At 72.4% G+C, this 21,805-nt stretch carries 18 protein-coding genes; all 18 read left to right on the top strand.

The features are described 5' to 3' along the window. Position 1 precedes the first annotated feature (1 nt). The 18 genes from ftsW to SJY07_RS03050 all read left to right on the top strand — a co-directional run bounded on the left by ftsW (position 2) and on the right by SJY07_RS03050 (position 21,803). Complete coding sequence (ftsW, locus tag SJY07_RS03135) at positions 2–1,333, top strand: putative lipid II flippase FtsW (RefSeq protein WP_380156968.1); 1,332 nt, start codon at positions 2–4, stop codon at positions 1,331–1,333. Then, positions 1,334–2,422: an undecaprenyldiphospho-muramoylpentapeptide beta-N-acetylglucosaminyltransferase gene (gene murG, locus SJY07_RS03130; protein WP_380156967.1), complete on the top strand. Its 1,089-nt coding sequence runs from the start codon at positions 1,334–1,336 to the stop codon at positions 2,420–2,422. It begins immediately after the preceding gene. Then, positions 2,419–3,810, top strand: coding sequence for a UDP-N-acetylmuramate--L-alanine ligase (gene murC, locus SJY07_RS03125; RefSeq protein WP_380156965.1), 1,392 nt, complete (start codon positions 2,419–2,421; stop codon positions 3,808–3,810). Before murG ends, murC begins: the two co-directional genes overlap by 4 nt. Then, on the top strand, positions 3,810–4,763 hold the full coding sequence (locus SJY07_RS03120) for a cell division protein FtsQ/DivIB (RefSeq protein WP_380156963.1): 954 nt from the start codon (positions 3,810–3,812) through the stop codon (positions 4,761–4,763). Before murC ends, SJY07_RS03120 begins: the two co-directional genes overlap by 1 nt. A gap of 250 nt (positions 4,764–5,013) precedes the next feature. Then, positions 5,014–6,465, top strand: a complete 1,452-nt coding sequence (ftsZ, locus tag SJY07_RS03115; RefSeq protein WP_328295697.1) for a cell division protein FtsZ — start codon at positions 5,014–5,016, stop codon at positions 6,463–6,465. 15 nt (positions 6,466–6,480) lie between these two features. After that, positions 6,481–7,209 carry a peptidoglycan editing factor PgeF gene (gene pgeF, locus SJY07_RS03110; protein ID WP_380156960.1) on the top strand — a complete coding sequence of 243 codons (729 nt, stop codon included), beginning with the start codon at positions 6,481–6,483 and terminating at the stop codon, positions 7,207–7,209. Continuing rightward, positions 7,206–7,922: a YggS family pyridoxal phosphate-dependent enzyme gene (locus tag SJY07_RS03105; protein WP_380156958.1), complete on the top strand. Its 717-nt coding sequence runs from the start codon at positions 7,206–7,208 to the stop codon at positions 7,920–7,922. Before pgeF ends, SJY07_RS03105 begins: the two co-directional genes overlap by 4 nt. Positions 7,923–7,995: 73 nt before the next feature. Further along, positions 7,996–8,571 (top strand): cell division protein SepF, encoded by a 576-nt coding sequence (locus SJY07_RS03100; protein WP_328295700.1) that lies wholly within the window; start codon positions 7,996–7,998, stop codon positions 8,569–8,571. Between the two features lie 41 nt (positions 8,572–8,612). Continuing rightward, positions 8,613–8,918, top strand: coding sequence for a YggT family protein (locus SJY07_RS03095; RefSeq protein WP_328295701.1), 306 nt, complete (start codon positions 8,613–8,615; stop codon positions 8,916–8,918). 134 nt (positions 8,919–9,052) lie between these two features. Further along, positions 9,053–9,736, top strand: coding sequence for a DivIVA domain-containing protein (locus SJY07_RS03090; RefSeq protein ID WP_328295702.1), 684 nt, complete (start codon positions 9,053–9,055; stop codon positions 9,734–9,736). Between the two features lie 226 nt (positions 9,737–9,962). After that, a complete protein-coding gene (locus tag SJY07_RS03085; RefSeq protein WP_328295703.1) occupies positions 9,963–10,436 on the top strand; it encodes a TraR/DksA C4-type zinc finger protein in 474 nt (157 codons plus the stop codon). Positions 10,437–10,520: 84 nt separating this feature from the next. Further along, positions 10,521–11,084: a signal peptidase II gene (gene lspA / locus SJY07_RS03080; RefSeq protein WP_380156955.1), complete on the top strand. Its 564-nt coding sequence runs from the start codon at positions 10,521–10,523 to the stop codon at positions 11,082–11,084. Continuing rightward, positions 11,077–12,000 carry an RluA family pseudouridine synthase gene (locus SJY07_RS03075; RefSeq protein WP_328295705.1) on the top strand — a complete coding sequence of 308 codons (924 nt, stop codon included), beginning with the start codon at positions 11,077–11,079 and terminating at the stop codon, positions 11,998–12,000. Before lspA ends, SJY07_RS03075 begins: the two co-directional genes overlap by 8 nt. A 107-nt stretch (positions 12,001–12,107) precedes the next feature. Continuing rightward, entirely contained in the window at positions 12,108–15,659 is a 3,552-nt protein-coding gene (gene dnaE / locus SJY07_RS03070) for a DNA polymerase III subunit alpha (protein WP_380156953.1), read from the top strand. Next, positions 15,656–16,135, top strand: coding sequence for a hypothetical protein (locus SJY07_RS03065; protein ID WP_380156951.1), 480 nt, complete (start codon positions 15,656–15,658; stop codon positions 16,133–16,135). The genes dnaE and SJY07_RS03065 overlap by 4 nt, the downstream gene beginning before the upstream one ends. A 208-nt stretch (positions 16,136–16,343) precedes the next feature. After that, the gene (locus tag SJY07_RS03060) at positions 16,344–17,489 is read left to right on the top strand and encodes a hypothetical protein (RefSeq protein ID WP_380156949.1); all 1,146 of its coding nucleotides are present in this window, start codon (positions 16,344–16,346) and stop codon (positions 17,487–17,489) included. Between the two features lie 241 nt (positions 17,490–17,730). Then, complete coding sequence (locus SJY07_RS03055) at positions 17,731–20,553, top strand: hypothetical protein (RefSeq protein WP_380156947.1); 2,823 nt, start codon at positions 17,731–17,733, stop codon at positions 20,551–20,553. 2 nt (positions 20,554–20,555) lie between these two features. Beyond that, a complete protein-coding gene (locus SJY07_RS03050) occupies positions 20,556–21,803 on the top strand; it encodes a glycosyltransferase family 4 protein (protein ID WP_380156945.1) in 1,248 nt (415 codons plus the stop codon). Positions 21,804–21,805: the final 2 nt, after the last annotated feature.

Genomic DNA, 21,805 nt, shown 5'->3' with positions numbered 1-21,805 from the left:
CGTGGCGGTCACGGGACAGGAACGCACCCGCCCGAAACCGCCGTCGGCCGGGAAGCGCGCGCCGAACTGGCGTCGTCCCGTCTGGCTGGACGCGACGGGGGAGTGGGTCCGCGACCGGGTCCGGTTGCTGGAGTCGCCGTTGGCGACCCACCACGTGCTGCTCGGGACCACGGCGATGCTCGTCGTCATCGGACTCGTCATGGTGCTCTCGAGTTCCAGCGTCGAGTCGCTGACCGAGAAGGGCACCCCCTACTACTACTTCCGCAACCAGGCGACGTTCGCCGTCCTCGGGGCCGTGGTCCTGATGATCGCGAGCCGGGTCCCGGCCCGGCTCTGGCAGCGGCTCGCGCTGCCCGCCCTGTTCGCGTCCGCGTTCCTCCAGCTGCTGGTCTTCGTCCCCGGTCTGGGCAAGTCCGTGGGCGGCAACCGGAACTGGATCCACGTCGGGTCCTTCACCGCCCAGCCCTCGGAGGCCGCCAAGGTCGCGCTGGTGCTCGCCCTCGCCCTCGCCCTCTCCCGACGGCGGGAACAGCTGGGTGAGCCGGGGAAGCTGGTCGGCGCCATGCTGCTCCCCGTCGGGCTCACGGTCGGGATCGTGCTGCTCACCAAGGACCTCGGGACCGCGCTGATCATGATGGTCATCGTGGCCGTCATGCTCTGGGTGGCCGGCGTCCCGGCGAAGTGGTTCGCCCTCGCCGGTGCGGGTGGGGCCCTGCTGGCGACGTTGCTGGTCGTGACCAGCGAGAACCGGGTCGGTCGCGTCAAGGACTGGCTCGTCGGCACGGCCGACACCCAGGGACTGTCCTGGCAGCCCGTGCAGGGCAAGTACGCCCTCGCCTCCGGCGGGTGGTGGGGTCTCGGTCTGGGGGCCAGCCGCGAGAAGTGGTCCTGGCTGCCCGAGGCCCACAACGACTTCATCTTCGCGATCATCGGTGAGGAACTCGGCCTGCCCGGGACGCTCACGATCCTCGCGCTCTTCGGGGTGCTCGCCCTGGTCACCCTCCGCCTGGTCCGACGTTCGGGGAACTTCTACGCCAAGCTCGCCGTCGCCGGTTTCGCCGCCTGGATCCTGGGCCAGGCGACGTTGAACGTGGCCGTGGTGCTCAGCCTGCTGCCGGTCATCGGCGTTCCGCTGCCCTTCATCTCGGCGGGTGGTTCGGCCCTGGTGCTGACGCTCCTCGGGATGGGCATCCTGCTCTCCTTCGCGCGGGCCGAACCCGGTGCGCCCGAAGCCATCCGGACCCGGGAGTCGGTGGTCGCCCGTTCGCTGGCCGTGCTGCCGCGCCGGACCCCGACCCAGCGCACGCGCACGCGCACGACGAAGGGTTCCTGAGTGAACGTCCTGCTCGCCGGCGGGGGCACGACGGGCCACGTGGCCCCGTTGCTCGCCACCGCCGACCGCCTGCGCGCCCGGGACGCGTCCTCGCGTCTGCTGGTGCTCGGCACCGCCGAGGGGATCGAGGCCCGCCTCGTCCCGCAACGCGGGTACGCGCTCGCCGTCGTCCCCCGGGTGCCGTTGCCCCGCAAGCCCTCCGCCGACCTGCTGCGGTTGCCCGGCAGGTTGCGCGCCGCCGTCGCCGCGGCGCGGACGGCCCTCGAGGACGTCGAGGCCGACGTCGTCGTGGGGTTCGGCGGCTACGTCGCGACGCCGGCCTACCTCGCGGCCCGCCGGGCGGGGATCCCCGTCGTGGTCCACGAGCAGAACGCGTTGCCGGGCATCGCGAACCGCCTCGGCGCCCGCTGGGCGAAGAGCGTGGCCGTGACGTTCCCCGGCACGCCGTTGCCGCACGCCGTGCACACCGGGATGCCGCTGCGTTCGGAGATCACCGCCCTGGCCCGGTCGAGCGACCGGTCGGCGCTGAAGCGGGCGGCCCGCGTCGAGCTCGGCCTCGACCCCGACGCGCCGACGTTGCTGGTCACGGGCGGTTCGCTGGGCGCGCAGCGGCTCAACGAGGTCTTCGGGGCCTGCGCCGCGGAGCTCACCGCGGCCGGCGTCCAGGTGCTGCACGCCTCCGGGCGGGGCAAGCAGGTCCCGCTGGCCGTCGGCGCCGACGAGGACCGCTACGTCGTCCGCGACTACCTCGACGGCATGGACACGGCCTACGCGGCGGCGGACCTCGTCGCCTGCCGCAGCGGCGCCGGCACCGTCAGCGAGCTCACCGCGGTCGGGTTGCCGGGCGTGTACGTCCCCCTGCCCATCGGCAACGGCGAACAGCGCCGCAACGCCGAGTCCGTCGTCGCGGCCGGCGGCGGCGTCCTCGTGGCCGACGCCGACCTCGACGCGGCGTTCGTGCGCGAGCGCGTCCTCCCGCTGGTCACCGACCCGCAGGCGCTGGCCGCGGCGGCCGCGGCGGCGGCGGGGTTCGGGATCCACGACGGTGACGAGAAGCTCGCCGACCTCATCGAGGCGGTGGCCCGGTGAGCGGGCTCGAGGACCTGGGCCGGGTGCACCTGCTGGGGATCGGCGGGGTCGGCATGTCCGGGATCGCCCGGTTGCTGCGCGGTCGCGGGGTCGAGGTCTCCGGGACCGACTCGGCCGCCTCGGAGACGCTGGAGCGGTTGCGGGAGCTGGGGATCGCGACCTTCGTCGGGCACGACCCGGCGAACCTGGGCGACCTCGGCACCGGGGACACCCTCGTGGTCAGCTCCGCGGTCCGGACGGGCAACCCCGAACTCGTGGCGGCCCGGGAACGGGGTCTGCGGGTGCTGCACCGCTCCGAGGCGCTGGCGGCCCTGATGGTCGGCCGCGCCGGGGTCGCCGTCGCGGGGACCCACGGCAAGACGACGACCTCCTCGATGCTCGGTGTCGCCCTCTCCGCCGCCGGGTTGGACCCGTCCTACGCCATCGGGGGCGAACTCACCGGGGGCAGCGACGGCGGCGCCCGGGACGGTTCGGGTCCCTTCGTCGCCGAGGCCGACGAGTCCGACGGGTCGTTCCGCGCCTACGCCCCCGTCGTCGACGTCGTGACGAACGTCGAACCCGACCACCTGGACCACTACGGCACCGCCGAGGCCTACGCCACGGCCTTCGAGGAGTTCGTGGCCCGGCTGCTGCCCGGTGGCCTGCTCGTCGCCTGCGCCGACGACGCCGGGTCCGCCGCGCTCGTCGAGCACGCGCGGGCCCGGGGGGTCCGGGTCCGGACCTACGGGACGGCCGGCACCGCCGACGTGCGGCTGGAGGACGTCCGCCCGGGGGTCGCGCCCTCGGCGGTCCTGCTCGACGGGGCCGAGCGGCGCGAGCTGCGCCTCGTCGTGCCCGGGCACCACAACCTGCTCAACGCGACCGCCGCCTACTGCGCCGCGCTCGAGCTCGGCGCCGACCCGGTGCCCGTCCTCGAGGGGCTGGCCCGCTTCGGCGGGGCCCGGCGCCGCTTCGAGCTCAAGGGCGAGGCCGCGGGCGTGCGCGTGGTCGACGACTACTCCCACCACCCCACCGAGGTCGAGGCGCTGCTGCGCGCCGCGCGCCCGGTGGCCGGGGACGGCCGGGTCGTCGTGGTCTTCCAGCCGCACCTGGTGAGCCGCACGCGCACCTTCGCGACGGAGTTCGGCCGCGCCCTCGGCCTGGCCGACGAGGTCGTCGTCCTCGACGTCTACGTCGCGCGGGAGGACCCCGATCCCGACGTCACGGGAGCGTCGGTGGCCGACGCCGTCCCGCTGCCGCCCGGGCACGTGCGGTTCCTGCCGGACCGCTCCGCGGCGGCCGAGGTCCTGGCCGGCACCGTCCGCGCCGGCGACCTGTTCCTGACCGTCGGCGCCGGCGACGTCACCACGCTCGGACCCGAGGTCCTCGCCCTGCTGGCGGCCCGCTGATGCCCGCGCGTCCGACCCGTCCCCGCCGGCCCCCGTCGTCCCCGCCCGCCCCGGCACCGCGCGACGTCGAGGCGCCCCGGACGAGCGGCGCCCCGCAGCGACGTCGCGCGGTGCGTGCGGCCGCCCAGGCCCCGGCGCACGCCCCGCGGAAGCCCGCGGTGGCCCGTCCGCGTCCGGTGGAGGGGGCCGCTGCGGCCCCCGGACGCCCGGCCGGTCAGCAACGACCACGGGTGGCCGACCTCGCGGGAGCCCGTCGCGCCCGCCGCCGCCGTCCCGGTCGACGCGCGATCGGTGTCCTGGTCGGTCTCGTGGTGGTCCTCGCCGCCGGTCTGTGGGCGGTCTTCGGGTCTCCGTGGTTGCGCGTCGACCAGGTCCGGATCACCGGGACCGAGCGGACCGACCTGGCCGCGGTGCAGGCCGTCGTGGACGGCCAGCAGGGGCGGGCCCTGGCCCGGGTGAACACCCGGGCGCTCGCGTCCGACGTGTCCTCGCTGCCGCTGGTGGAGAGCACCGACGTGACCCGTTCGTGGCCCTCCACGCTGCTCGTCACGGTGCACGAGCGGCAGGCCGTCGCGGCCGTCCCCTCGACCGGTGGGGGAGTCGACCTCGTCGACGGTGGGGGCACCGTCCTCGTCCACGAGGACGCGGCACCGACCGGTGTCCCGACGGTGGACGTCGACGTGGCGAGCGCCGGCAACGACTCCCTCCAGGCTGCCATCGCGGTGAACTCGACGTTGTCCACCGCGGTCCGTTCCAAGGTGGCGTCGATCTCGGCGACGACGCCGGACGCGGTCCGGTTCCGGCTGATCGACGGCCCGGAGGTCGTCTGGGGTGACGACAGCCGGCCCGAGCGCAAGGCCGAGGTCCTGCTCCGGCTGCTGCAGGACCCGACGGCGGCGGGGGCGAAGGTCCTCGACGTCTCGGCGCCCGACGCGCCGGCCGTCACCCCCTGATGCGGGCTCCGCCACCCCTCCACCAGGTGTAGTTCGCTGATCACACTGAGTCATATGTGCCCCTGATCCCAGATCCGTCCAGGGTGTTGTCGCGACACGCCGTGCCAGCTGTTGCAGTTCACCCGCTTCGCTCCCTACGGTCACCACCCAGCAGAAGTGACATAACGTTGACCCTCTACTTGAGGGTCAGGGTTGGCACCACAGCCCCGAGAAGCAAGAACCCAGGCGAAAGAGGCGAGAGGCACTCACCGTGGCAGCTCCGCAGAACTACCTAGCGGTCATCAAGGTCGTCGGCGTCGGCGGCGGCGGTGTGAACGCGGTCAACCGGATGATCGAGGTCGGCCTCAAGGGCGTCGAGTTCATCGCCGTCAACACCGATGCGCAGGCGCTCCTCATGTCCGACGCCGACGTCAAGCTCGACGTCGGCCGTGAACTCACGCGCGGGCTCGGCGCCGGCGCCGACCCCGAGGTCGGCCGCAAGGCCGCCGAGGACCACGCGGAGGAGATCGAAGAGGTGCTCAAGGGCGCCGACATGGTCTTCGTCACCGCGGGCGAGGGCGGTGGCACCGGTACCGGTGGCGCGCCCGTCGTGGCTCGCATCGCGCGCTCGCTCGGCGCCCTGACCATCGGTGTCGTCACCCGCCCGTTCACGTTCGAGGGTCGCCGCCGCGCGAACTCGGCCGAGAGCGGCATCGCGGAACTCCGCGACGAGGTCGACACCCTGATCGTCATCCCGAACGACCGGCTGCTGTCGATCTCCGACAAGCAGGTCAGCATCCTCGACGCCTTCCGCTCGGCCGACCAGGTGCTGCTCTCCGGTGTCCAGGGCATCACCGACCTCATCACCACGCCGGGTCTCATCAACCTCGACTTCGCCGACGTGAAGTCGGTCATGCAGGGTGCCGGTTCGGCCCTCATGGGGATCGGTTCGGCCCGGGGTGACGACCGCGCCATCCAGGCGGCGGAGTCGGCGATCTCCTCCCCGCTGCTCGAGGCGAGCATCGACGGCGCGCACGGCGTGCTGCTGTCCATCCAGGGTGGTTCCGACCTCGGTCTCTACGAGATCAACGAGGCCGCCCGCCTCGTCCAGGAGGCCGCGCACCCCGAGGCCAACATCATCTTCGGTGCGGTCATCGACGACGCCCTCGGTGACGAGGTGCGCGTCACGGTCATCGCCGCGGGCTTCGACTCCGGCACTCCCGTCCGTCGCCGCGACGAGCGTGCGCTCGGCCAGGTCTCGGGTCGTCCGCAGCAGGGCAGCGCCGTCCCGCCGCGCACCACGCGTCCGGACACATGGGGTGCACCGGTGGCCCCCGCCCAGCCGCAGTACTCCGAGCAGCAGCCCCCGGCGCAGCAGCCCGTCCAGCAGCAGCCGGCCCAGCAGCCGCCCGCCCAGCAGCCGCAGGCCCCGGCGCAGCCCGCCTACGCGCAGGCTCCGTCGCGTCCCTACGGCCAGCAGGAGTACGCACCCTCGCAGTACTCCCAGCCGCAGTACGCCCCCTCGCAGTACGGCCAGCAGCCGGCGCAGCACGCGCCCCAGCAGCAGCCCGCGGCCCAGCAGGCGCCGCAGGTCGTGCCCGGCGAGGACCCGGTCCAGGTCCCGCGGATCATCGAACTGCCGCAGGACACCGCGTCCGTGCGTCGTCCGGGACGTCCGCGTCCCGAGGAGGACGACCTGGACGTGCCCGACTTCCTCAAGTGAGGTCCGGGCGTCCCCGTGGTTGAACAGCACGTCCCCCTCGTGGACGCCGGCCTCCCGGTCGGCGTCCACGGTGGGTTCACCACCCGTGCGGGCGGCTCCGGCCGTGCGCCCTACGACGGTCTGAACCTCGGGGACCACGTCGGTGACGATCCCGACTTCGTCGCCGCGCACCGGGACGCGGTGCGCCGCGCCGTGGGCGCCACCCGTCTCGTCGTGGGTGAGCAGGTCCACGGGGCCGACGTCGTCGAGGTGACGAGCGCCCCGGCGACGGGGACCCCCCGTGCCGACGCCCTCGTGACCTCCGTCCGCGGTCTCGCCCTGACCGTCGTCGTCGCCGACTGCGTCCCCGTCCTGCTGGCCGACCCCGCGGCGGGACTCGTGGGCGTCGCGCACGCCGGCCGCCCGGGCCTGCTCGCCGGGGTCGTCCCCGCCGTCGTCGCCGCTCTGCGCGCACGCGGAGCCACCGCCATCACCGCGGTCCTCGGCCCCTCCATCTGCGGCGGCTGCTACGAGGTCCCGCAGCAGATGGCCGACGACGTCGCGGAGCGGGTCCCGGCCGCCCGCGCGCGCACCCGGTGGGGGACCCCCGCCGTCGACGTGGCCGCCGGCGTGCTCGCGCAACTGCACGACCTCGGGGTCGTGGCGACGTCGGTCGGGCGCTGCACCTACGAGCACGACGACCTGTTCTCCTACCGGCGCGACGGCCGGACCGGCCGCAGCGGGGGCGTCGTGGTGCTCCGGTGAACCGCGACCAGGAACTCTCCTCGAACCTCGACGCGGTCCGGGACCGGATCGCGGCCGCGGCGCGCGCCGCCGGACGCGGTCCCGCCGGACTCACCCTCGTCGTCATCACGAAGTTCTTCCCGGCCGCCGACGTCCGCGCGCTGGCCCACCTCGGGGTGCGCGACGTGGGGGAGAACCGCGACCAGGAGGCGTCGACGAAGGCCGCTGAACTGGCGCCGGAGTTCCCCGACCTGCACTGGCACTTCGTCGGCCAGCTGCAGAGCAACAAGGCGCGTTCGGTCGCCCGCTACGCCGACTCCGTGCACTCGGTGGACCGGACCAAGCTCGCTGACGCGCTCGGACACGCTGCGGCGCAGGAGGACCGTGAGCTCGGTTGCTTCGCGCAGGTGGACCTCGCCACCGCTCTCGGGCTCACCGGGGACACCGGTCGCGGGGGCGCCGCGGGTGAGGACGTGTTCCGCGTCGCCGACGCGGTGGCCGGGCACGACGCCCTCCGCCTGCGCGGGTTGATGGCCGTGGCGCCGCTGGGGGTGGACCCGGGTGCCGCCTTCGAGGTGCTGGCCCGGACCGCGCAGCGCCTGCGCGGGCACCACCCCGGGGCGGTCGAGCTCTCGGCGGGGATGAGCGGTGACCTCGAGCAGGCCGTGGCCGCCGGCGCGACACACCTGCGTGTCGGCAGTGCCATCCTGGGATCGCGCCCTCCTGCGCGGTAGCGTCCCTCGTGTCCGGTCCCTTGGCCGGACGCACGACACAGGACGAGATCGAGCACATCCCGAGGAGCCTGCGATGGCCGGCGCGCTGCGCAATGCGATGGTCTACCTCGGCCTCGCGGAGGACGACCGCTACGCCGAGGACGGCGAGGTGGAACAGTCACGTCCCCGGACCGAGCCCGCCCGTGAGGTGCGCACCGAGTCCCGGCACGAGTCGCGGCAGGAAGCCCGACCCGAGGTCCGGCACGAGCCGCGACCGGACCTGTCCGTCGAACGTCGGCCCAGCCCTTCGACGACCACGGCCCAGGTGACCCCGATCAGGAAGCAGGTGGCCCACGTGGTTCCCCAGACGTCGTCCTCGTCCGTCGCCGAGCTGCACCGGATCACCACGATCCACCCGCGGACCTACAACGAGGCCAAGACCATCGGCGAGTCGTTCCGCGAGGGCGTCCCCGTGATCATGAACCTCACCGACATGGACGACTCCGACGCCAAGCGGCTGGTCGACTTCTCGGCCGGTCTGGTCTTCGGCCTGCACGGCGCGATAGAGCGTGTGACCAACAAGGTCTTCCTGCTCTCGCCGGCCAACGTCGAGGTCGCCTCCCAGGAGGAGGAACGCCCGACCGAGCGAACCTTCTTCAACCAGTCCTGAACTGGTCGTGACCACACAGCGCCATCAGGCAGGATGAATCCGTGGCCGTGGTCTTCAAGCTCGCCGAGTTCATCGTCTTGATCTTCTTCATCTGCCTCATCGGCAGGTTGGTCCTCGACTGGGTCCAGGCGCTCTCGCGCGAGTGGCGTCCGCGGGGGCCGGTGCTGGTGGGGGCGGAGGCCGTGTACACGGTGACCGACCCGCCGCTGAAGCTGCTGCGGCGGATCCTGCCGCCGCTGCGTCTCGGCGCCGTGCAGCTGGACCTGGCCTTCCTGGTGCTGGCCATCCTGTGCTCGATCCTGATGCCCACCTTCGAGGGCCTGGCGAGGACCGCCGCGTTGTCCTGACCTCCCGCGCGGGTGACCGGCGGGGCCGCACGTGGGCCCGGCCGCACCACCGGCGGGGCCCCGACGATCACGTGGGCTACCGTTAACCGAGGTCAGCCGTCCGTCCGGGGCGGTCCATCAGCAGAGGTGTGGAGATGCCGCTCACTCCCGAAGAAGTCGTCGAGAAGCGTTTCAACCCCACGCGGGTACGCGAGGGCTACGCCCAGGACGAGGTCGACGACTTCCTCGACGAGGTCGTCGCCGAGCTGCGCCGGCTCAACGGCGAGAACGCCGAGCTGCGCGGTCAGCTCAACCAGTGCCAGGCCCGGGTCTCCGAGCTGACGCGGGCGGGTGCCCAGGCCGCGGAGGTCCCCGCGCCGGCGTCCGAGGTCGTGTTCGAGAAGGAGCCGGAGCCCGTCGCGGCCCCGGAGCCGGAACCGCTCCCGGAGCCCGAGCCCGTCCAGGCCGTCCAGGAGACCGCTGCGGCCACCGTCCAGCCTGGTGCCCCGGGTGAGGACGCCACTGCGCGTGCCGCCGGGGTCATCGCCCTCGCGCAGCGTCTGCACGACGAGTACGTCCGTGAGGGCGAGTCGCAGCGCGACGCGCTCGTCGCCTCCGCCCAGGAGCAGGCCCAGCAGGTCGTGTCCGAGGCGGAAGCCCGCCGCGACCGCACGCTGGGTGAGCTCGAGGGCCGCAAGCACGCCCTCGAAGGCGTCATCCACGAGCTGCACGGCCGGGAGACGACCTACCGCGAGCAGCTCGAGCAGTTCATCGCGACCCAGCTCGAGGACCTGCGTCGTGTCGCGCGCGTCGTTCCCGACGACGCGGTCATCCGCTGACCCAGTCGCACCGGCCCGACAGCCGCCGCTCCCCGTGACCCGGGGGTCGGCGGCTGTCGTCGTTCCCGCGTCGTTCCGATGTCGTGACACTCCGTGATCACCGTCCGGACCGGCCGAACAGTCGAATTTCGGCGACTTTCCGTTTCCGGTTGCTTACGGAGGGTGATAGTCCCTAGTGTCTCCCGCACGCGGCAACGGCCGCCGCGCTCGACGAGGGGGGACCACCATGCACGGGGTGTCTGCAGGAACCGCGACCGCGGGAGCGTCCACGGGGATCACCGGACGGGCCGTCCGCGCCGCTGCGGTGCGTGAGTTGCCGGTCAAGGACTCCGAGGAGGCCTGGACCCCGGCCGAGCTCGACGAGGTCCGCGCGGAACTCCAGAGCGAGATCGACCGCCTCACCCACCAGCTCGACGACGCCAACTCGTCCTTCTCCGCGCTGGTCCGTTCCGGCGGCGAGGGGGCCGGCGACGACCAGGTCGACCACGGTGCCACCACGGCCGGTCGCGAGCACGAGATGACGATCGCCAACAACGCCCGTGACCTGCTCGAGCAGACCCAGCGCGCACTGGTCCGCATGGGTTCGGGGGTCTTCGGCGTGTGCGAGTCCTGCAGCGGCCCCGTGGGCAAGGCGCGCCTGCAGGCCTTCCCGCGCGTCACCCAGTGCATGACCTGCAAGTCCCGCGCCGAACGCCGCTGAGCCTCCCCGGTCCGTGAGCCGGCCGGGCGACCGGCGGGATCGCGGACCGGGAGGGGGAGCGGGGCGTGGGAGACTGAGGTCGCCATGACCGATGCCTCTCGATCCCCGGAGCCGTCCCCCCCGGGGACCGACGCCCGGCGCCCCCGCCGCACGCTGTGGACCTTCCTCGTCTGGGTGGTCGTCTTCGCCCTCGACCAGGTCACCAAGGTCCTCGCCGTCGCGAACCTCGAACCCGGTGTGGTGCAGCCCTTCGTCGGCAAGGTGTTGCAGTTCCACCTGATCCGCAACCCCGGAGCGGCGTTCAGCTTCGCCACCGGCAGCACCTGGATCTTCACCGTCCTCGCCGCGGCGGTCGTCGTCGTGGTCGTGCGGTTGTCCCGCAAGCTGCGCAGCACCGCCTGGGCCCTGGCCTTCGGCTTCCTGCTCGCCGGCGCCACCGGCAACCTCGTCGACCGGCTGCTGCGCGAACCCGGGTTCGCCCGCGGGCACGTCGTGGACTTCCTGCAGCTGCCGCACTGGCCGATCTTCAACGTCGCGGACTCGAGCATCTGCGTCGCGGCCGTCCTCATCGCCATCCTCGCGATCCGCGGGGTGGGCCTCGACGGCACCCGCGAGACGCGCCCCGAGAAAGCGGCGAACGATGCCTGAACAGCGCAGTCTCCCGGTCCCCGACGGTCTTGAGGGGGAGCGCGTCGACGCGGGCCTGTCCCGACTCCTCGGGTTCTCCCGCACCCGCGCCGCCGAGATCGCGGCCACCGGTGGGGTCCTGCTCGACGGCCGCGCCGTCGGCAAGTCCGACCGCCTCACCGCCGGGTCCTGGCTCGAGGTCGAGGTGCCCGACCCGGTCGGCGCACCGACCGCCGTGGCCGAGGTGATCGACGGGCTGACCATCGTGCACGACGACGACGACCTCGTCGTCGTCGACAAGCCCGTCGGGGTGGCGGCCCACCCCAGCCCCGGCTGGACCGGCCCGACCGTCGTCGGCGGGCTGATGGGCGCGGGGTACACCATCGCCACGTCGGGATCGGCGGAACGCCAAGGGGTCGTGCACCGCCTCGACGTCGGCACGTCGGGTCTGATGGTGGTCGCCAAGAGCGAGCACGCCTACTCCGCCCTGAAGCGCGCCTTCAAGGAGCGGACGGTCGAGAAGGTCTACCACGCGCTCGTCCAGGGCCACCCCGACCCGTTGCGGGGCACCATCGACGCCCCCATCGGTCGCCACCCCGGGGGGACCTACAAGTTCGCGGTCATGGCCGAGGGCAAACCGTCCGTCACCCACTACGAGGTGATGGAGGCCTTCCGTTCCGCCGCGCTCTGCGAGGTGCACCTGGAGACGGGGCGCACCCACCAGATCCGTGTTCACTTCTCCGCGCTGCGCCACCCCTGCGTCGGGGACATGAGCTACGGCGCCGACCCGACGCTCGCGGCCCGTCTCGGCCTGCAGCGCCAGTGGCTGCACGCCGTCCGGCTCGGTTTCGAGCACCCGGGGACGGGCCGGCCCGTCGAGTTCACGAGCAGCTACCCGCTCGACCTGGCCACCGCCCTGGAGCGCCTCGCCGACTGAGGCGCGGACGTGTGTCGGGTCGGGTCCGTGTCCGGGCCGGCACTTACCATCGACAGGCACGGCCAGGCGCCCACCCGGCCGGCCGACCCACCTGGAGGCGCACCCCCATGGCATCCGGTTCGTCCAGCGGCGACTCCTTCGCCCACCTGCACGTCCACACCGAGTACTCAATGCTGGACGGTGCGGCCAAGGTGGACGACCTGTTCCGCACCGCCGCGGAGATGGGGATGCCGGCGGTCGCGACGACCGACCACGGCTTCGTCTTCGGCGCCTACGACTTCTGGAAGACCGCCAAGAAGCACGGGGTCAAGGCGATCATCGGGGTCGAGGCCTACCTCACGCCGGGCACCGCCCGCCAGGACAAGACCCGCGTGAAGTGGGGCGACCCCAACGGCCGCTCCGGCGACGACGTCTCCGGTGCCGGGTCCTACACCCACATGACGATGCTGGCCGAGAACACCGCCGGCATGCACAACCTCTTCAAGATGAGCAGCCTGGCCAGCCTCGAGGGCTTCCTCTACAAGCCCCGCATGGACCGCGAGCTGCTCTCGAAGTACTCCTCCGGGCTCATCGCGACGACGGGCTGCCCCTCGGGTGAGGTCCAGACCCGGTTGCGGCTCGGTCAGTACGACGAGGCCCGCAAGGCCGCCGCGGAGTACCGCGACATCTTCGGCAAGGACAACTTCTTCTGCGAGCTGATGGACCACGGCCTCGACATCGAGCGCCGCGTCCAGGACGACCTGCTGAAGCTCGCGAAGGACCTCGACCTGCCGCTGCTGGCCACCAACGACCTGCACTACACCAAGGCTGAGGACTTCAAGGCGCACGAGGCGCTGCTCTGCGTGCAGTCCGGCTCGACGCTGGCCGACCCGAAGCGCTTCAAGTTCGACGCCGACGAGTTCTACCTCAAGAGCCCCGCCGAGATGCGCCACGTGTGGCGCGACCACCCCGAGGCCTGCGACAACACCCTCCTCATCGCCGAGCGCTGCGACGTCTCCTTCACCGAGTCGACCGGTGCCTACATGCCGCGCTTCCCCTGCCCCGAGGGGGAGAACGAGGAGAGCTGGTTCATCAAGGAGGTCTGGACCGGGCTGGCGCACCGCTACCCGGGCGGCATCCCCGACGACGTCCGCGCGCAGGCGGAGTACGAGATCGAGGTCATCGTCTCCAAGGGGTACCCCGGGTACTTCCTCGTCGTCGCCGACTTCATCAACTGGTCCAAGGAGAACGGCATCCGGGTCGGGCCGGGCCGTGGCTCGGGCGCGGGGTCGATGGCCGCGTACGCCATGGGGATCACCGACCTGGACCCGTTGCGCCACGGTCTGTTCTTCGAGCGCTTCCTCAACCCCGAGCGCATGTCCATGCCCGACTTCGACGTCGACTTCGACGAACGTCGCCGCGGTGAGGTCATCCAGTACGTCGTCGAGAAGTACGGCACCGACCGCGTCGCGCAGATCGTCACCTACGGCACGATCAAGGCCAAGCAGGCCGTCAAGGACTCCTCGCGCGTCCTCGGGTTCCCCTTCTCCATGGGCGACCGGATCACCAAGACGATGCCGCCGGCCGTGATGGGCAAGGACATCCCGCTGGCCGGGATCTTCGACCCGAACCACAAGCGGTACTCCGAGGCGGGGGAGTTCCGCGAGCTCTACAAGTCCGACCCCGAGGTCGTGAAGGTCGTCGACACCGCGCGTGGTCTCGAGGGTCTGAAGCGCCAGTGGGGCGTGCACGCGGCCGGCGTCATCATGTCCTCGGACCCCCTGATCGACCTGATCCCGATCATGAAGCGCGAAGCCGACGGCGCGATCATCACCCAGTTCGACTACCCGACGTGCGAGACGCTCGGGCTGGTCAAGATGGACTTCCTCGGCCTGCGCAACCTCACGATCCTCGACGACGCGTTGAAGAACGTCATCGCCAACGGCAAGGACCCCGTCGACCTCGACGCCCTCGAGCTCGACGACCCGGCGACGTTCGAACTGCTCGGCCGCGGCGACACGCTCGGGGTGTTCCAGTTCGACGGCGGCCCGATGCGCTCGCTGCTGCGCCTCATGCGCCCCGACAACTTCGAGGACATCTCCGCCGTCGGTGCGCTGTACCGCCCGGGACCGATGGGGGCGGGCTCGCACACCGCCTACGCCCGGCGCAAGAACGGCCAGGAGCCGATCACCCCGATCCACCCCGAGCTCGAGGAACCCCTCAAGGAGATCCTCGGCACGACCTACGGCCTGATCGTGTACCAGGAGCAGGTCATGTCGATCGCGCAGAAGGTCGCCGGGTACTCCCTCGGCAGCGCCGACCTGCTGCGCCGCGCGATGGGCAAGAAGAAGCGCGAGGTCCTCGACGCCGAGTACGTCGGCTTCGAGAAGGGGATGCTGGACAACGGGTTCTCCACGGAGTGCGTCAAGGCGCTCTGGGACATCCTGGTCCCGTTCTCCGACTACGCCTTCAACAAGGCGCACTCGGCGGCCTACGGCCTGGTCTCCTACTGGACGGGCTACCTCAAGGCCAACTACCCGGCGGAGTACATGGCCGCCGTCCTCACCTCGGTGCGCGACGACAAGGACAAGTCGGCGCTGTACCTCAACGAGTGCCGTCGCATGGGCATCCAGGTGCTCCCGCCGGACGTCAACGAGTCGAGCGCGAACTTCACCGCGGTCGGTACCGACATCCGCTTCGGGCTCACCGCGATCCGCAACGTCGGCGCCAACGTCGTCGACGGGATCGTCGAGGCCCGCCAGGCGAAGGGCCGCTTCGAGTCGTTCACCGACTTCCTCACCAAGGTTCCCGCGGTCGTCTGCAACAAGCGGACCATCGAGTCCCTCATCAAGGCCGGGTCCTTCGACTCCCTCGGCCACGTCCGTCGCGCGCTGGTCGCCACGCACGAGGACGCGGTGGACGCCGTCGTCGGAGTCAAGCGCAACGAGGCCATCGGCCAGTTCGACCTCTTCGCCGGGCTCGGTGGGGACGACGACGGGGCCAGCGGGTTCCAGGTCGAGATCCCCGACATCCCCGAGTGGGAGAAGGCCGAACTCCTCGCCCACGAACGGCAGATGCTCGGCCTCTACGTCTCCGACCACCCCCTCTTCGGGCTGGAGCGGTTGCTGGCCAACGCCTCCGACATGTCCATCTCGTCCCTGCTGGAGGACGAGTCCCGTCCCGACGGGTCGCAGATCACCATCGCGGGGATGATCACCGGCCTGCAGCGCAAGACGACGAAGCAGGGCAACTACTGGGCCATCGTCACCGTCGAGGACCTCGCCGGGGCCATCGAGTGCCTGTTCTTCCCCCAGTCCTACATGGACGTCGCGCAGTTGCTCGCCGAGGACCTCGTCGTCGTCGTGAAGGGCCGGTTGAACCGTCGGGACGAGGTCCCCACGATCTACGCCTCCGGCCTCACCGTGCCCGACATCTCCAGCACGGACGGGGTGCCGGTGACGGTCACCCTGCCCACCGCGAAGTGCACCGCGCCCGTCGTGGAGCAGCTCAAGACGGTCCTCGAGACCCACAAGGGGTCCACGGAGGTCCGGTTGCGCCTCACCCGCAACGGCGGTGGGGCCGGCACGCTCATGCGTCTCGACGACTCGTTGCGGGTGACACCCAGCCCGGCGCTGTTCGGTGACCTCAAGCAACTCCTCGGCCCGGCGTGCCTGGTGTGAGCACGACCCTCCCCGGCGCCGCGCAGCGGTCGAGCCGCCTCCCGCTGGTGCTGCTCTTCGGGCAGGCGGTGCTGGGGCTCGTCGTCGGCGTGGTGTGGTGGGCCGCCACCCGCCACCCGGCGACGTGGATGGTGGGGGAGCCCGTCGTCACCTCGACGTCGGTGTACCCGATCGCCCGGGACGGGGTGTTCTCCGTCCTCACCGGCCTCGTCGGCCTGGCCGCCGGGATCGTCGTCGTCCGCCGCGCCGGGGAGAGGCCCCTCGTCCTCTTCGCGACGGCGCTGGCCGGGGCCGTCGCCGGTGCCCTGCTGGCCGCCGGCCTCGCCACCTCGCTGCCCCCCACGAACACCGAGAACGCCGCGCACGTCACCCTGCAGGCGTGGGTCGCGCTGCTCGTGCAGCCCTTCGTCGTCGCCGCCGTCGTGGCGCTGACCACGTTGGTCCAGTCCCTGCTCGACTGGACCCGGTCACCCTGACTGAGACCCCCTGAGTCGTACCGGCGGAGCCCGCACGCGGACGCGCCGCGGTCCTTGGCGCGGTTCTCAGGGCGGGCGTCCCGTCGCCGGAACCGTGGGGTAGTACATCGGCGTGACTGTCCGTGGTGTTTCACGACACGCCGGGATGAACGAGTGAGTTCCCCCGGACGGCTCAAGGGGGCCGAGATCACCCCCGAAGTACTAGGGCATGCCCCCCTTGTCCCGTCGTCTGCTCCTCGCCTTCGCCTCCACCGCCGTGTTCTCCTCCTTCGCCGCACCCGGCGCCGCGCAGGCGGCCACCCCTCGCCTCCGGCTCGGGCTCATGGGTGGTTTCGCGCCGGGCCAGTTGCGGGCGGTGGCGTCCGCGGGTGTCGAGCGCACGTTGCTCGAAGTTCGCTGGGACCTCGCGCAGCCCGCTGAGGGCCGCTTCGACCAGGACTACCTCGCGGGGATCCGCGACGAGGCCGTCGCCATGCGCGCCGCCGGCCTCACGGTGTCCCTGAACACCGGTCTCATGGACGCCCCGGCGTGGTTCCTCGCGAAACCCGGCGCGCGCTACAAGAACTCCGCCGGCCGTGAGTACACGGACCTGCCGATCCCGAACCTCGTCTTCGGCATCAAGCACCGTCCGTTCGTCCAGTCGTACCTGAACGGGTTGTTCGCGGCGATCGGCAAGGACTTCGACCTCGTGCGGGTCGGCGGTGGGATCATGGGTGAACTCAGCTACCCCTACGAGATCGCCGCCGACGGCAGCGCGCGCTACGACTGGTGGGCCTTCGACTCCGCCGCGATGACGCACAACCCGGTGAGGAACTGGCGACCGGGACAACCCTCCCCGAACCGGGAGGCGTCCCGGTTCCTCACCTGGTACCTGAACTCCCTGGTGACGTCGCAGAACTGGCAGATCTCCTCCCTCCGCAGGGCGGGTTACGCCGGCGACGTCGCCGTCCTGTACCCCTCGTACGGGATGCGCCCCGGTGACGCCGCGGCGGCCGCGGCCGGGAACCTCGCAGGAGGCACCAGTCCTGAGGTGAACGGCGAGATCCAGCGGGGTTACGACTTCGCCCGCCAGATCGCGGGGTTGAAGGACTCGCGCGCTGTCGTCTACGGCACGTGGGGTGATGATCCGCGTCCGGTGAGTTACCTGGCCGGCCTTGCGCGCAGGTACGGCCGGCGGATGATGGCGGAGAACGGCGGCGGGTGCGGCGTCGAAGCGATCTGCCGCGGCGTCCTCACCGCGGTCGAGAACGGCCTGGACACCTACTGGGTCGTCCGCGCCGGTGACGTCCTCGGTTCCGCCACCACGTCCGGTGCCTGGGAACGGTTGATCTCCACCTGGCGATCGGTCCGCTGACGGCGTTCGCCGTCCATCGCGAAAACCTCACTGCCAGTTGGGTTTTGATCACACAGCGAAACGAACTCAGGTTTCGACCTCTGGTCCTGGTGAAACACCTCCCCGCGTCCGAACCGCCCGCTAGGCTCCGCCCAGAAGCAGTTCGCAACCCGGTCGTCACGCCGTCGTGTCCGGTTGACCCGGTCACGGGTACACCGGACACGCACGTCGCCGACCACTTTCCGCTGTCGGGGGTGTTCTCGTGCGCCAGACTACCGACCCGGTCACGGGGATCCCACCGGACCCCGAGGCGGGTCAGGTGCACGGTCGGTTCCGTCGCCGTGATCCTCTGCTGGTCGCGGCCGTCTCAGCCCTCGCCGCCTCGAGCGCCCTCCTCTGGCGCCTCGGGCGCAGTCCCGACCTCCAGTACGACGAGGTCGTCTACACCGCAGCCGCCCGCAGCGTGGCGACGGACTGGCGGCTGACCTGGACGGGTGAACCGTTCTTCGTCCACCCCCCGTTGTCGTTCCTGGTGCAGGCGCTCGTCCTGCGCGTCACGGGTTCCGTCGGCTGGGTCCTCGACGACCAGATCGTCCTCGGCCGCCACGTCGCGGGGTTGTTCGCGGTGCTGGCCGTCGTCGGTGTCGCCCTGCTCGTCCACCGGTTCAGCGCCCCAGCGGGCCGCAACCGGGCCGTGGCACTGGCCGTCGTCGTGGCGATCGTGCTGGCCGTCGACCCGATCCTCGTCCGCTACGGGCGCCTGGCCCTCATCGAACCCTTCGCGTTGGCGGCGTCGGTGGGCCTGCTGCACGTCGCCGTCCGGGCCCCCGCCTGGCGGGCCCCGACGCACGTCGTGCTCGTCGGGATCGCCACCGGCCTGTGCCTGCTCTGCAAGGAGACGACGGTCTTCGTCGCCGTGACACCCCTGCTCGCCGCGGTCCTGCTGCGTCACCGGGTCCTGGTCCTGCGTTCCCTAGGCGGGCTCGGGGTGGGCCTGGCGGTCTGGGGCGTCTTCCCCGCGTGGGCGGCCCACCTGGGACTGGGTGGTGAGTTCTTCGACGTCAAGACGGCGACCCTGCGCCGCTTCCTGGGTCTGGTGCAGATCACCGGGTGGAACCGCCCCGGCGCCTCTCTCGCCGACGGGTTCCTCGGTCAGCTGGGGCAGTACGCCCCCACCTACGTCGTGCTGTTCACCGGGGGTCTGGCCATGGCCTGGCTCGCGGCCCACCGCGGTGGGCCGACGCACGCCTGGGTCCTGGCCTGGGTCCTCACCAGCGACGCGTTCGGCGCGTACACCGTCCTGCTCGGAACCCTCAACGAGCAGTTCTTCGTCTACGTCGTCCCCGCCTCGGTGGTGGCGACGGTGCTCGTGGCAGATTCGCTGACGAGGGGACGGGGACGGTCGATCGCGGTGGCGGCAGTGGCCTTGCTCGTCCTGCTGGGGACGTCCGGGGTCAGCTGGGCCCGGACGACCACCGGGGACGACCGGGCGGTGCGCAGCGTCGTGGCGTGGCTGGACGCCAACGAACCCGCCTGCGCGGCCGTCAACTCCACCGGCGACGCGGAGAAGTTCGCGATGACCGGTCGCACGGACCGCCCCGTCACCGAGTACGCCACCGGGGGCGCCGCGGCCAGCCACGGGGTGGAGCTCTTCCTGCTCTCGGACAAGGACACCCGCCTGCGCGCGGGCAACGCCGGGCCCGAACTGTCCGCCTGGGTCACCGCCCGCGGAACCCTGCTCACGGAGCACGCCAGCACCACCTACGGGCGGCTGCAGTTGTGGAGAGTGCCCCTCTCGGAGACCGATCCCACCGCCGGCGTGGAGACCGACGACGCCGGGGACTTCGTGGTGACGCAGGGGTCACGCTGCGCCGGGTTCGACGTGCCCGCCGGACCCGCGCCGCTCGCGGCGGCCTGGGAGGCGGCCGGCGGCCGCGCGGGTCCGGGTGAGCCGGTCACCCGCGCCTGGACGGACGCCACCGGGACCCACCAGGTGTTCACCGGGCTCGTGCTCACCGCGCCGGCCGACGGTTCGCCCGTCGCCGCCGAGCGACTGGTCCCCACGCTCGCCCGTGCCTCCGGCGCCGGGTGGGAGCGCGCCGGCCTGCCGCCGGTGGGAACCTCCGGGACCGGGTGGACCGTCCTCGACGGGCTCCCCGTCGACCTCGCAGCGGTCCTCGGACCGGCCGTGGGAGCGGTGTCGACCGCTGCCGACGGGACCGAACGGCAGGCTTTCGCGGCGGGCGTCGCGGAGCGCGCCGACGACGGCACCGTGCGCCTCGTCGACCTGTCCGCCTTCACCACCGCCGTCGGCAGCGGCCTGGTGGTCCCCGCCGCGGCCCTCGGGCCCGAGCCGGCGCCCGCCCTGCCGGACGCGTCGCCCGAGCCCCGGCGCGCCTCCGTGGAGTGGTTCGTCCCCGCCCTCGGCGTGGTCCTCGCCCTGTTGCTGGTCGTCCTGGCGCTGTCGGTGCGCCGACCGCGCGCCGCCGGCGGCCCGGTCCCCGTCGAGCACGTCCCGGGGGCCCGTCGGTCGGCGGACGACGTGGCCGGGTCGACCCCGCGGCCCGCGGCCCTGTCGCCGACCACGCGGTTGCGCACCCGGCACGTCCTGGCGCTGGCGGCCACGGGCACCGCGGTCCTCGCCGCCGCCGGGCTGGTCCGCGTCAGCGGTGTGCTCGCGACCCCCGTCTCCGACGTCCCTCCGCTCCCGGCGGCCACCGTCGTCGTGCCCGGTGTGGAGAGCAGCGGACGTCCCCGGGAGGACGACCTCGTCAACCTGCTCACCAGCTACGACGTCCGCGCTCTGGTGGCGCTGACTCCGGTGGGTACCCCGCAGGCAGCGACCGCGGAGCTGGCGGCCGCGGCCCGGAGCCTGGGCATGAGCTGGACCCGCATCTCGCTGACGCCTGACGGTGGCCTGCCGGCCGGCGTCGCCGAGGAGGTCCTGAGCGCCCGGGACGCCGCACGCACGCGGACGCCGGGTGCCGTGGTCCTCGTCTACGGTTCGGGCACCCAGGAACTCGACGACGGTTCCGGCGTCCTGCCGGACCTGAAGGCCGCCGTGCGCGCGGCGGAGGAGTCGTGACGATGCGCACGAGCAGCCGGCACCCGCAGGTCCACGCCACGGACCGACACGGACGGCGACGCCTCTTCGGCGGTCGCCCCGCGAACGACGCCCGCGTCGGTGCTGCCGAGGCCACCGGGGACGCGGGACTGCGGGTGCTGCACGTCGTCCGCCGTCCGGTCAGCATGCACGGCGGCGTCGAACGGGTCGTCGCGGGCCTCGTCCGCGAGATGGGCGCCGCCCGGCCCACCTGGTCCGTGCGGACGAGCTCGGCGTTCCGGCCGAACGAGCGCGTGTCCACGCTGCCCATCGTCTCCGACGTCGTGGCCGCGCTCCGGATCGCCGGGACGCTCCGGCGCTCCGACGCGGACGTGGCCTACGTGCACTGCCCGGAGTGCCTGTGGGTCAACGCGTTGCTGCGGGTCGTCGACCGCTGGAGGCACGCGGGCCGGCACCGGGGACCGAAGGTGGTCGCGGTCTGGCACGGGGCGGGACCCCGACGGTTCCTCGCGCTGCGCGGCCGGCGCTCGGTGAGCGCGCGCGTCCTCGCGGCGTGGGTCAGCCGTGCCGAGCGCGGAGCCCTGACGGTCGACAGCCATGTCGCCGTCCACCCGGAGGTCGTGGCCGACCTGCGTCACCACCACGGCCTCCGGGCTCCCGTCGTCGTCATCCGCAACGCCCTCGACCGCGACGTGGCGCGCCGTCTGGAGAACCTGCCCCGTCGGACCGGGCAGAGCCTCGGCCTGCGGGTCCTCTGGGCCGGCCAGACCGGCTACGCCAAGGGCCTGGACATCGCCCTGGCCGCCTTCGCCCACGCACGGGAGCGCGTACCGGGGCTGACCCTCGTCGTGGCGGGCCTGCGGGCGCCGGACTCCGCCGCCGTCGAGGGCGTCGAGTGGCTCGGCGTCGTCCCGCCGGCCGAGATGGCCGCCGTCTACGCAGGAGTCGACCTGATGCTCTTCCCCAGCCGGTACGAGAGCTTCGGCCTCGTCGTCGTGGAGGCCATGGGGGCGGGGCTTCCCGTGGTGGTCTCCACGGGTCTGCCCGGTGACATCGTCGTCGACGACCGCAACGGTCTCGTCGTGCAGGGCTGGGACCCGGCGGACTACGCCGCGGCCATGGTTCGGCTGGCGTCTGACCCGGCGGTGCGAGCGCGGATGGCGTCCCAGAACCGGGACGACGTGCGCCGCTTCGACCCGGCGGAGCGCGCCGAGGAGTTCGCCCGTGACTCCGAGCTCGTCGCGTCCACCGGCCCGGGCCAGCAGCGGTGAGC

This window comes from Kineococcus sp. R86509 (genome assembly GCF_042466365.1).
GTDB lineage: Bacteria > Actinomycetota > Actinomycetes > Actinomycetales > Kineococcaceae > Kineococcus.
The sequence above is the reverse complement of the archived record's forward strand: the minus strand, read 5'-3'. Positions and strand labels throughout refer to the sequence as shown.